This window comes from Bradyrhizobium cedriense (genome assembly GCF_054602315.1).
Genome location: NZ_JBTSWB010000007.1, coordinates 162,392 through 174,074, shown reverse-complemented (window position 1 = coordinate 174,074; position 11,683 = coordinate 162,392). Strand labels below are relative to the sequence as shown.

The 11,683-nt window shown below is 65.3% G+C and carries 10 protein-coding genes and 2 riboswitches; of the genes, 6 read left to right on the top strand and 4 right to left on the bottom strand.

Features of this window, described 5'->3' with window-relative positions:
• The first annotated feature begins 5 nt into the window (after nucleotides 1-5).
• Nucleotides 6-225: riboswitch (cobalamin riboswitch) on the top strand.
• Between the two features lie 37 nt (nucleotides 226-262).
• From ACYCVF_RS26315 to cobT, 3 genes are read left to right on the top strand one after another with little or no spacing between them, the layout of a single operon-like run.
• Complete coding sequence (locus tag ACYCVF_RS26315) at nucleotides 263-940, top strand: energy-coupling factor ABC transporter permease (RefSeq protein WP_459601208.1); 678 nt, start codon at nucleotides 263-265, stop codon at nucleotides 938-940.
• Between the two features lie 46 nt (nucleotides 941-986).
• Nucleotides 987-1,736, top strand: a complete 750-nt coding sequence (cobF, locus tag ACYCVF_RS26310; protein WP_459601206.1) for a precorrin-6A synthase (deacetylating) — start codon at nucleotides 987-989, stop codon at nucleotides 1,734-1,736.
• A gap of 10 nt (nucleotides 1,737-1,746) precedes the next feature.
• The gene (gene cobT, locus ACYCVF_RS26305; protein WP_459601204.1) at nucleotides 1,747-2,799 is read left to right on the top strand and encodes a nicotinate-nucleotide--dimethylbenzimidazole phosphoribosyltransferase; all 1,053 of its coding nucleotides are present in this window, start codon (nucleotides 1,747-1,749) and stop codon (nucleotides 2,797-2,799) included.
• A gap of 6 nt (nucleotides 2,800-2,805) precedes the next feature.
• Here cobT and ACYCVF_RS26300 read toward each other — a convergent pair whose 3' ends face one another.
• Nucleotides 2,806-3,378, bottom strand: coding sequence for a histidine phosphatase family protein (locus ACYCVF_RS26300; RefSeq protein WP_459601202.1), 573 nt, complete (start codon nucleotides 3,376-3,378; stop codon nucleotides 2,806-2,808).
• A 72-nt stretch (nucleotides 3,379-3,450) separates the two neighbouring features.
• A riboswitch (cobalamin riboswitch) is annotated at nucleotides 3,451-3,652 on the top strand.
• A 117-nt stretch (nucleotides 3,653-3,769) separates the two neighbouring features.
• On the opposite strand from ACYCVF_RS26300, the gene ACYCVF_RS26295 reads away from it, so the two are divergent.
• Both ACYCVF_RS26295 and ACYCVF_RS26290 read left to right on the top strand, forming a co-directional pair.
• A complete protein-coding gene (locus tag ACYCVF_RS26295; RefSeq protein ID WP_459601200.1) occupies nucleotides 3,770-6,127 on the top strand; it encodes a TonB-dependent receptor in 2,358 nt (785 codons plus the stop codon).
• A 12-nt stretch (nucleotides 6,128-6,139) separates the two neighbouring features.
• On the top strand, nucleotides 6,140-7,558 hold the full coding sequence (locus ACYCVF_RS26290; RefSeq protein WP_459601198.1) for a PepSY domain-containing protein: 1,419 nt from the start codon (nucleotides 6,140-6,142) through the stop codon (nucleotides 7,556-7,558).
• On the opposite strand, the gene ACYCVF_RS26285 is transcribed toward ACYCVF_RS26290, so the two are convergent.
• From ACYCVF_RS26285 to ACYCVF_RS26275, 3 genes are all read right to left on the bottom strand, one after another.
• Nucleotides 7,555-8,280, bottom strand: a complete 726-nt coding sequence (locus tag ACYCVF_RS26285) for a siderophore-interacting protein (RefSeq protein WP_459601196.1) — start codon at nucleotides 8,278-8,280, stop codon at nucleotides 7,555-7,557. The two genes, ACYCVF_RS26290 and ACYCVF_RS26285, sit on opposite strands and share 4 nt — an antisense overlap.
• A gap of 60 nt (nucleotides 8,281-8,340) precedes the next feature.
• Nucleotides 8,341-9,030 (bottom strand): O-methyltransferase, encoded by a 690-nt coding sequence (locus ACYCVF_RS26280; RefSeq protein ID WP_459601194.1) that lies wholly within the window; start codon nucleotides 9,028-9,030, stop codon nucleotides 8,341-8,343.
• Between the two features lie 107 nt (nucleotides 9,031-9,137).
• A complete protein-coding gene (locus ACYCVF_RS26275; protein ID WP_459601192.1) occupies nucleotides 9,138-9,962 on the bottom strand; it encodes an AraC family transcriptional regulator in 825 nt (274 codons plus the stop codon).
• A 273-nt stretch (nucleotides 9,963-10,235) separates the two neighbouring features.
• On the opposite strand from ACYCVF_RS26275, the gene ACYCVF_RS26270 reads away from it, so the two are divergent.
• Entirely contained in the window at nucleotides 10,236-11,669 is a 1,434-nt protein-coding gene (locus ACYCVF_RS26270) for an NAD-dependent succinate-semialdehyde dehydrogenase (RefSeq protein WP_459606679.1), read from the top strand.
• The last annotated feature ends 14 nt before the right edge of the window (nucleotides 11,670-11,683 follow it).

The window sequence follows — 11,683 nt, the reverse complement described above, 5'->3', positions numbered from 1 at the left end:
AAAGGGGCACACAGGAGAGGCATGGTGCTCGACACGGCGCAAAGCGCCGGAGCATAATCGGGAATGGGGATGGGCGGACCCAGTTGCGGCGCTCAAAACTCCAGCCGCCCCCGCGACTGTAAGCGGTGAGGGACTCCGATCAGCCACTGAGCCGCAAGGCTCGGGAAGGCCGGAGAATCCCAGTGAGCCGCGAGCCAGGAGACCGGCCCTGCACGTTTTGAGGCCAAGGCCGTCGGGTGTGACGGCAGGAAGGGATTGAGCCATGCATATCGAACCCGGAATCGTGACGGGCGCCAAGCTCGTGCTGAGTTACGCAACCGGCATCGCCGCAGGCGGCGTCGCGCTGAAGCTTGCCGCCGAAACCGTCCGGGAGCAGGGCGTCGGCTCGTTCGCGGCGCGCACCTTGGCCACCACGGGCCTCGTCTTCATCTTCTTCCAGGTCTTGCCGCATTTCCCGGTCGGCGTCTCCGAAGTGCACTTCATCCTCGGCTCGACCTTGTTCCTGCTCTTTGGTGCTGCGCCCGCCGCCTTCGGCCTCGCGTTCGGCCTGTTGCTTCAGGGTGTGTTGTTCGAGCCGGCTGACCTGCCGCAATACGGCATGAACGTCACCACGCTGCTGGTGCCGCTGTTCGCGATCCAGGCGATCGCCACGCGCATCATTTCGCGTAACACGGCCTATGTCGATCTGAAGTACGGTCAGGCGCTGGCGCTTTCGACGACTTATCAAGCGGGTGTTGTCGCCTGGGTGGCGTTCTGGGCGCTCTACGGCTCCGGTTTTGCCATGACCAACCTCGCCAGCATCGCGGCGTTCGCGGCCTCCTACGCGCTGGTCATCGTGATCGAGCCGCTGGCCGATCTTGGCGTGCTGGCTCTGGCGAAGTCGCTGCGCGGCGCCACCGCGCCCGGCCTCGTCACCCCGCGCCTGCACAACGCGGCCTGAGAGACAGGCGAAAGGGCGGCCGTTGCCGCCGCCCTTCGCGCTCACGATGCTCACGCTCTCCCTGATAGGCATCGGTTGCGGCGATCCCGAGCAGCTCACGCGCGCCGCGATCGGTGCCATCAACGCGGCCGATCTCGTCCTGATCCCGCGCAAGGGGGCGGCGAAGTCCGATCTTGCCGATCTCAGGCGAACGATCTGCGCGGACGTGCTCACCAGCGCGAGCACGCGCATCGCCGAGTTCGACTTGCCGGTGCGTGACGCAGGTGAGGCGGACTACCTCAAGGGCGTGGACGATTGGCACGACGCCGTGGCCGAGGCCTGGTCGCAAACGATCGCAGATCACCTCGAAGGCGACGGGAAGGTTGCGCTCTTGATCTGGGGCGATCCCTCGCTCTACGATTCCTCGCTGCGCATTGCACGCCGGCTGAATCCGTTGCCGACCATCGAAGTCGTGCCCGGCGTCACCTCGATCCAGGCGCTGTGCGCGGCGCATGCGCTGCCGCTCAACGATATCGGCGAGCCGTTTTTGGTCACGACAGGCCGTCGCTTGCGCGAAGGCGGCTGGCCGCGGGGTGTCGATACCGTGGCGGTGATGCTCGATGGCGGCACGGCGTTCCAGTCGCTCGATCCGGCTGGTATTTACATCTGGTGGGGCGCCTATCTCGGCATGCCCGAACAGATCATCATGTCCGGCGCGCTGGCCGAAGTGGGGCCGCGCATCGTCGCGCTGCGACAGGAGGCGCGCGCGCGGCATGGCTGGATCATGGACAGCTACATTCTCAAGCGCGCGCGTTAAGCGAGGCAGCATGCTCCCCGAATGGGTCTACCAGAAATGCCCTGAGATATCCGAGCACCATCGTGATGCGGCGATCGCGCGGCAGGCACAACTCACCAAACCGACCGGCGCGCTCGGCCGGCTGGAACAGCTGGCCATCGAGCTTGCGGGCCTGCAAGCGACGGAGCAGCCCCGCGCCGCGCGGGTGCCGATCATCGTCTTCGCCGGCGATCACGGCATCGTCGCGCAAGGCGTGTCGGCCTATCCGCAAGCCGTCACCATCGCGATGATGGTGAATTTTGCCGCCGGCGGCGCCGCGATTTCGGTGCTGGCGCGCGAGCTTGGCTCCAGCCTCGAGGTGGTCGACGCCGGCACGCTGGCGCAGGAGGAGATGCCGGGCGTCGTCACCGACAAGCCGCGCAGCGGCACGCGTGATTTCAGCATCGAGCCTGCGCTCACGCCGACGGAGTTGGCTTTTGCGTTCGAGGCCGGGCAACGCGCAGTCGCTCGCGCGGAACCGGGTCGGCCCGATCTTTTGATCTTCGGCGAGATGGGCATCGGCAACACCACGACCTCGGCGGCGATCGCCGCCAGCCTGCTCGGCATGAGCGCAGAGGAAATCGCCGGCAGCGGCACCGGCGTCGACACCGCTGGGCGTACGCACAAGGCGCGCGTGATCGACGACGCGATTGTGCGCCATGGCGTTGCGGGCGCATCGCCGGAAAACATCCTGTGCGCCGTCGGCGGCCTCGAGATCGCGGCGATGTCAGGCGCGATCATCGCGGCCGCGCAAGCCCGCATTCCCGTGTTGATCGATGGCTTCATCGTATCCGTCGCGGCGCTGGCGGCGGCACATCTCAATCAGTCCTGCCGGCCGTTCCAGCTCGCCTCGCATCAATCGGCAGAGCAGGGGCATCGGCTGGTGTTGCGCGCGCTGAACGCGCAGCCGCTGATCAGCCTCGATCTCAGGCTCGGGGAGGGATCGGGCGCCGCGATTGCGCTGCCGCTGGTGCGGTCGGCGTGCAGCCTCCACAACGGCATGGCGACGTTTGCGCAGGCCAATGTGCCGGACCGACCAGCCTGATGCGGCTCAGGCCAGCCGCTGATTGACCGACACGACGCGCCAGCCAGTGGCGAGCCGGTCGATCCGTGTCAGCGACAGCGGATCGATCACGAAGCGCAGCGCCGCATCGGATGTGAGATCCAGCGCAATGCACAGCGCCGCGCGGATGGTGCCGGAATGCACGACGAGCGTTGCGGAGCCGGCGCCGACCCGCGCGAGCCCCAGCCGGACGCGTGCGATCTGATCTTCAAAGCTCTCGCCGCCCGGCGGCCGTCCATGCGCCGGGCCGCTCCAGAACTGAGTATAAGCGTCACCCTCAGTCGCGGCGAGTTCGTCGTGCCGATGGCCTGTCCAGTCGCCAAAATTCTGCTCGCTGAATTCAGTCATTAGCTCTGGCGCCAGTCCCAGCGCCTGCGCGGTCTCGACCGTGCGCCGCGATGGGCTGGCATAGCTCGCAGCGCCTGTCGGCAGGCACTGCCGCAGCCTCTCCAGTTGCGCGCGATCGCCGAGATCGGCCGGCGCGTCGGCCGCATGGATCGTCCCTTTGACGCCGTCGACGGGCGCATGCCGTATCAGCCAGAGGAAGGTCTCGCCTTCCATGCTCATCTCCAAGGAAGTTGCTGCTGTGGCATTCACGCCGCGACTGCGACATTGACTCTGTCTCGATGGTAATCCTAGATGGTTTTTGACGGTTTCCCCGAGAGGGGATGAAAAGGGAATGCGGTGCGGGGACATTGTCCCCAATGCCGCGGCTGCCCCCGCAACTGTAAGCGGCGAATCCTTCGTCAGAAGCCACTGGGTCCTCGGTCCCGGGAAGGCGACGAAGCGGTCGTGACCCGCGAGCCAGGAGACCTGCCGTCAGCCGTGGTCACACGCGAAGATGTCGGTCGGGGAGTACAGACATTTCGGCTTCATCGGACGGCCTTAGGGCCAAAGGGTGAGACCTCGTTCGCTGTGACGTGCCACTGACGTCATACCGAGGTCCAAAACCGTGTCTTCCATCCCCAGTGTACGACCGCGCCGCTTCCTGCTCGCCTCCGCTGCGCTCACGCCGTTTGTCGTCGCCGATATGCCCGCCGCCTTCGCGCAACAGGTTCGCGAGCCCCTGCCGCCCGTCGAGGTGTCGCCCGCTCAACCCCGCAAGCAGGCCAAGCCGGCGGGCCGCGAGGCGCAGGGTGCACGCCGGGCAATTGCACGCAGGCCGGCAACGGCACCTGCTGCGCCGAAACCCGTCGTACCGAATGAGGCGGCACAGACGCCGCTCAACAGCAATGCAGTGGCGGAAAGCGCCTCGCGGCTCGGCCTGACGGTGCGCGAAACGCCTGCGACCGTCGAGGTGATCTCGGCTCAAACCATGCGCGAGCAGGGCTATCGCACCGTGTCCGAGGTGGCGCAGGGCGCGGTGGGCGTCACCTCCGGCGACAATCCGGCCGAGCCCGCAGCGTTCTCCATGCGCGGCTTCACCAACAGCCAGATCAACACGCTTTACAATGGCATCAAGATCGGTCCGCAGAACATGACCTCGCGGATCACCGACACCGCCAATCTGGAGGCCGTGGAGTTCCTGAAGGGGCCGGCCTCGCTGATGTCGGGCGAGGGTGCCGCCGGGGGCGCGATCAACTTCGTGACCAGGCAGCCGCATACGGGAGCGATCCGGAACGAAGCCGATTTTTCCTGGGACTCGCTGAATTCGTTTCGGACCCACTACGGCTCCGGCGGCAGCACCAACGTGCAAGGCCTCGACTACCGCTTCGACATCAGCCGTTCCACGCTCAACGGCTTTGCCGACGATACCAACGTCAAGACGTTCGGCACGTCCGGCCAGCTCAATTACCGCATCTCCGACAGTCTTAAGGTCTGGGGCGCGATCGAGTACCGGGAGGATCGCTCCAAGGCGTATTGGGGTGCGCCGCTGGTGCCCGTCGCCTACAGCGGCTCGCACGCGACCAGCGGCATCGTCTCCGGCAATTACGTCTCGAATTACAACGGAACAAATCTCGGCGCCGTCACCATCGACGACCGCACCTTCAACACCAACTACAACGTTCTCGACAATCGCAACGTCGCGCAGGAGGTTTGGCTGCGTGGCGGATTCGAGCTGAAGCTGACGCCCGATCTGACGCTGAAGAGCCAGGCCTATGGCTACGGTGCAGAACGAAGCTGGTTCAACAACGAGATCGAGGCGTTCAACTCCACCACGAACCTGGTCGATCGCGAGCGCTTCTATGTCGCGCACAGCCAGCGTCTGGTTGGCAACGTCACCGACCTGATCTGGGACACGAACATCGCTGGCTTCGACAACCGGATGGTCACGACCTTGTCGTCAAGCTATCTCGATTTCGTCAGGCCCGGCGCGGCAAACTTTCCAGGTGATTCCGTTTCGCTGGTCGATCCCAATCGGGGCTTTTACGGCCTGCTCACGACACAGCAGCAGACCGCGCGCATCGACAACGAGGCGCTGTCGTTCGAGGACCGGCTGAAGCTGACGCGTAACTTCGCGCTGATTGGCGGCCTGCGCGTCGAGCATATCGGGCTCGACCGCAATTCGACCAACGTGAGCGGCCTGGAGAAGGCCGGCTTCCCGTTCTCGAAATCCTGGGTGCCGACGACGGGGCGCATCGGCTACACCTGGGAGGCCGTTCCCGGCCTGACTTTCTTCAGCCAGTACGCCACCGGCGCGGATATCGCAGCCAACAACATCTTCCTGCTGAGCCCAACCCAGCCGCTCGACCTGACGACCGCGCGCACCTACGAGACCGGCGTCAAGCATCTGTTCTGGGACAACAGGGCGGAATGGTCGTTCTCGGCCTACGACATCGTACGCAAGAACGTCTATGCGGCGGCCGGCGGCATGCAGCTCAATATTGCGGGACGACAGGAGTCGAAGGGCGTCGAGCTCGCCGCCTCGGTGCGGCCAATCGAGCCGCTGCGGCTGTGGGGCAACATCGCCTATGTCGATGCGCGTTATGCCGACTACAACTTCGTCGGCGGCTCGTTCTCGGGGAACACGCCGCCGAACGTGCCGCGTATCGTAGCCAATGCCGGCGCGTCGTACCGGTTCTTCACACCCTGGCCGGTGGAACTCGGCATCACCGGCCGCCATATAGGCGACCGCTACAACACCGATGCCAACGTCGTGACGATGAAGGCGTACACGGTGGCCGACGTCTACGCCTTCGTCGACATTCCCAAGACGGTGTTCAATGCGGTGGACCAGGCTCGCCTGACCTTCCGTATCCGCAATATCGCTGACAAGCGCTACGCGATCTGGGGCGATCCGTTCTACCCCGATCAGATCCTGCTGGGCGCGCCGCGGACCTACGAGATCTCGGCCGCGTTCAAATGGTAGGGCGCTGAACGCATGATGGGCGCGATCGTCCTCTCGCACCGCTGGCTCGGGATCGCGTTCTGCCTCCTGTTCGCGATGTGGTTCGCGACCGGGATCGTCATGCATTTCGTTCCGTTTCCGTCGCTGACGGAAGCGGAGCGGTTTGCCGGACTGGCGCCGGTGGATCGCGGCGAGACCAGGATTTCGGTCGGAGACGCCGTGGCAGCGAGCGGGATCACGGATGCCACGCGCGTGCGGCTGATCCAGCGGAGTGACGGACCGGTCTACATCGTTTCAGGGCTGTCGCGCGCGGGCGCAGTCCGCGCCTCGGATGGGTCCGACGCTTCGGTCGCGTCTTTCGATGTCGCGCTGGCCATCGCGCGGGATCACGCCCGCAGCCGCGGCCTCGATGCCGCACGCGCCGCGATCGTCGGGCATTGGGACTACGATCAATGGAGCGTGCCGAACGGTTTCGATCGCCATCGGCCGTTGTTCCGCGCTGTCCTCGACGATGACGCCGGAACGGAGATCTATGTCTCGTCCTCGACCGGCGAGGTGGTGCTTGATACGACGCGGAGCGAGCGCGCCTGGAATTGGGCCGGCAGTGTTCTGCACTGGATCTATCCCAGGGTTCTGCGAAGTAACTGGGCGCTGTGGGATCGGGTGGTCTGGACGTTGTCGCTGCTCGCATTGATCGCAGCATTGCTGGGTGCGGTGCTCGGGGTCGTGCGGGTGAAGATTCGAAGACGTCGGATCTCCTCGCCCTACCGCGGCTGGCATGCGCTGCACCACCTCATGGGCCTCGCGGCGATGCTCTTTGTGCTGAGCTGGATCTTCAGCGGCTGGCTCTCGATGGATCACGGACGGCTGTTCTCGCCCGGGCAATTGACGCCGACAGAGGCCGGCGTGATCAACGGTGTGCCGGATTGGAGGGAGGCCGCGTCGCTCGATCGCCAGTCAGTATCCTCCTCGGCCCGCGAGGTCGAATGGTTCGGCTTCAACGACACAGTCTATCGGCGCGACCGGGTGGCGCTTGGTGGTCAGAGATTGATCAGGGTAGGGGATCTGCCGCACGATGAGCAGACGGGATTTCTCAGCGCGCGCGAGCTATTGGCATTGACGGCGCGCCTCGCTCCGCGCTGCGACGCACCGTCCGTCGTCGCCGATGATGATTTCTACCTCGTGCGATCAGCTCTCCCGGGTTCACCTGTCTATCGCTCGCGCTGTGGCGAACTCTGGTTCGACATCGACGGCGCGGACGGTCGCGTGCTGCAACGGCTGGATGCGTCGCGGCGGGCCTATCGCTGGGTCTACAGCGCGCTGCACACGCTGGACTTCCCAGCCCTCATGGCACACCCGCGTCTGCGTGACGTCTTGATCGTCGGGCTCTGCGCGCTCGGGCTGGCATTCTCGATCACGGGCATCGTCATCGGCTGGCGGCGTTTGCGTTAGTCCAGTCCGGTCTTGCCCGGCGCCCAATAGGCCTTGGTCCTCATCCGCGATGTTGCGACGCCGGCCGCTTTCAGGGCCCGGCTGACGCGCTGGATCGACGAGGCCTTGCCGGTCAGGACGAAATGCGCGCTTGCGGAAAAGCGCAGCAGTTCGGCGTCGACGGCTGCGAGATGGGCATCCTCCGCGCTGCGCGCGATCAGTGTCGCACTGCCGAGACCGATCGCTGCCAGAACGGGACTTGCTTCTGCGGCATCCGAAACTTCGAACACGTAGATTGTGTCACCTGCCTGTCGGATCTCCTGGAGTGCCGAAGCAAGGCCGAACGAAGTTTCATCGCCGAACAAAACTGTGGGCGACTTTCCGGCGGAAAGATCGAGCGAGCGGCGCGGGCCGAAGAACCAGCACATGTCACCTTCCCGCAAGCTGCTTGCCCATCGGCTGCCGGGACCGCTGCCGTGCGCGAAAGCCAGCAATGTCGTGCGGCCGTTCTCCGTGTCCCATGACATCGGCGTGTAGGTTCGCGCGATCAGGCCGGATCCCATCGCGACCTGGATCTTCTGGCCCACGGTCCACGCGAGGGCCTTGAGTGCGTCGCCCTCGAGCGCGATCGATCGGAAGCGCGGCGAGAGCTCCTCGATCCTGGCGATGCACGCAGGGCGCATCAGCCATTGCAGCAACATGCGCGTGACCCGTCCCTGCGGCGGTTTCGATGGTTCGAACATCTGTGGTTGGTCGGGCCTGTTCAAAGCCTGGCTCCAATCGTTGAAATCTCAGCGGCGGGACTACCTGGTCCTGATGCTCAGTTCGTTGCCGCGCCCCGGGTTGAACGGCAGCGGCAGCGAGAGATAGCCGTTCTGCGGATCGCGCACGTAGTCGATATAGCCGGACGCCTCTTCGAACGCGTTCTCGCCGACGATGAGCGTGCCGGGCTTCATGTGCGGCTCCAGCAGCTTGAGGACGGGAAGATAGAGCGTGAAGGCGCCGTCGAGCATCACCATGTCGATGTCGCCGCCGACACCGGCTTTCAGGGTCTCGCGAGCGTCGCCGACGCGAAATTCGACCAGGTCGTCGAGCCCCGCCGAAGCGAGGTTGACGCGTGCACGCGCGATCTTGGCGGGCTCGAGATCGGTCCCGATCAGGCGGCCGCCGCTCATGTCGCGCAAGGCGGCGGCCATGTAGATGGCGGAAATCCCCATCGAAGAGCCGAACTCCACGATGCGCGTCGCCTTGCAGGCGCGGGCGCAGGCGTAGAGAAACCGTCCGAATTCGGGGGATACATTCAGAAAATTGTCCGCGAGCCCGCGATAGACCCCCGCGAGATCCCTGGTCTCGGCTTCGATGAAGTGGCTGATGGTGCTTTGATGATCGGTTGCCTTGCCCATGGCTTGCATCAGCCGCGCATCGGCCGCCTCCGCTTCCCGATGAAGACGAAGGAGAACGTCGGCGACAAGGCCGCGGCTGAGGGAATCCATGTTTCTCGGCTCCGGAAAATGCGCCCGCGGACGGGCCTTGGAGCCTGAATACGGAATCGGTCTGCCGGCCGCATTCCGCGAACGTGACAATCGATTGCGATTTCCGGTCAGTGCGCGAGGACGCGGCGCTCCGCGAGGTACCGCGCGGGCGGCTTGCCCAGGGCTTTGCGGAACATGGTGACGAAGGCGCTCGCGCCCTCATAGCCGAGATCGAGCGCCACAGCCTGCACCGACGCTCCCTGGTCGAGGCGCTGAAGCGCAATCAGGATGTGGAGTTGCTGGCGCCAGCGGCCGAAGCTCATGCCGGTCTCGCGTTGCAGGGTGCGGGTCAGGGTCCTCGGAGCGACGGCCATGCGGCTGGCCCATTCGTCGATCGTCGCGCGGTCGGAGGGGTCTGCGATCATCGCACTCGCGATCCTGCGCAGCCTTGCATCGGCCGGCATCGGGAAGCTCAGCTCTTCGGTGGGCGCCAGCGCCAGCTGGTCGAGCAGGACAGCTGCGATCCGCCCGTCGGGGCCGTCGGTATCATACAGGGCCGGCATCCGGGTGACGTGCACCAGCAGACGTTCCAGCAGCGGCGAGATCGACAGCGTGCAGCATTGCCGGGGCGGCCTTGGCACCGCACCCGTTTCGACGAACAGGCAATACACTTCGACGTTTCCAGCGACGCTGACACTGTGGGGGACATCTCGGGGAATCCACAGCCCACAGCGCGGCGGCACGATCCAGACGCCCGGCCCGGCCTCGCAGCGGACGACGCCCCGCAAGGTCAGGACGAGTTCGTCCTTGCAATGGGTGTGCATGGCAAGCTCCGTGCCCTTGGTGACCATCTCGCCGCCGAAGGCGGCGAGGGCGCGCGGAACGTCCTCCGGATCGAAATCGACAGCATCATCGGAACGAAGATCGTTTTCGTTGAGCCGGAAGAAGGGCATGGTGGCGATGGTCGATCCGATGATGACTGGCTGGCTCCGGCTATATCGAGATCGAGCTGCCGACTTTCAATGGGGAAAGCACCAGTCTCGATTGGTTCTAACGGGGCCATTCCCGCCGGCCTCCGTGATCATGGCAGCCGAGGGGGCAGCGATGCCTTGCCACGGCATCATTGGTCCCTTTTCGCCGGAAGCCTTTCGGTGTAGCTCTGCGCCGGCTTGAAACGGCGGGCGCCAATGCCGCCGCCGACCGAAACCATGCAGGAGGCAGCACGGATGTATCCGAAAGTTCAGATGTTCATCGCCGGCGAGTGGACCGATGGTTCGTCCGGCAAGTCGGAGGACATCCTCAATCCCGCTACCGGCCAGCCGATCGGCAAGACCCCGCACGCCTCGCGCGGAGATCTCGACCGCGCGCTGGAAGCCGCCAAGGCCGGCTTCGAGGTGTGGCGCAAGACCTCGCCGTTCGATCGTTACAAGCTGATGCGCAAGGCCGCCGACATCATCCGCTCGCGCGCCGCCGAGATCGCGCCCGTGATGACCATCGAGCAGGGCAAGCCCGTGGTGGAAGCGCAGGGCGAGACCATGCTGGCCGGCGACCTCATCGACTGGTTCGCGGAAGAGGCGCGCCGCGCCTATGGCCGCATCGTGCCGCCGCGCATGGGCAACGTCTCGCAGCTCGTGACCAAGGAGCCGGTCGGCCCGGTCGCGGCCTTCACACCCTGGAATTTCCCGATCAATCAAGCGGTGCGGAAGATCTCGGCCGCGCTCGCCGCGGGCTGCTCGATCATCGTCAAGGGCCCGGAGGAAACCCCTGCGAGCTGCATGGAGCTGGTGCGGGCCTATGCGGACGCCGGCATTCCGCCTGGAGTCGTCCAGCTGGTGTTCGGCGTGCCTTCGGAAGTGTCGGAATATCTCATTCCGCATCCGATCATCCGCAAGATCAGCTTCACCGGTTCGACCGCGGTCGGCAAGCATCTGGCCGCGCTCGCCGGCCTGCACATGAAGCGCGTCACCATGGAGCTCGGCGGCCACGCGCCGGCGATCGTGTTTGCGGACGCCGATCTCGACAACGCCGCAAAAATCCTGTCGGCCAACAAGTTCCGCAACGCCGGCCAGGTCTGCGTCTCACCGACGCGCTTCCTGGTGCATGAGAGCGTCTACGAGCCTTTCGTCGACAAGTTCGTGGCGGCGGCCAAGAGCCTCAAGGTCGGCAATGGCCTCGACAAGGATACCCGCATGGGACCGCTGGCGAACCCGCGTCGCGTCGACGCCATGGAAGGCTTCGTCTCCGACGCCGTCCAGCGCGGCGCGAAAATCAAGGCCGGAGGCAAGCGCATCGGCAACGAAGGCTTCTTCTTCGAGCCGACGGTGCTCACCGACGTGCCGCGCGACGCGCGTATCATGAACGAGGAGCCGTTCGGCCCGCTGGCGCCGATCACCGCCTTCCGCAGCTATGACGAGGTGGTGACCGAGGCCAATCGCCTGCCTTACGGCCTGGCGGCCTATGCCTACACCACCTCGTCCAAGACGATGCAGGCCATCGGTGCCGACATCGAGAGCGGCATGGTCTCGATCAACCATCACGGCCTCGCGCTGCCTGAAGTGCCGTTTGGCGGCATCAAGGATTCCGGTTACGGGTCCGAAGGCGGCCTCGAGGCGATCGAGGGCTACCTCAACACGAAGTTCGTGACCCAGGCGAGCGCGTAAGCAAAAGTCGCGTT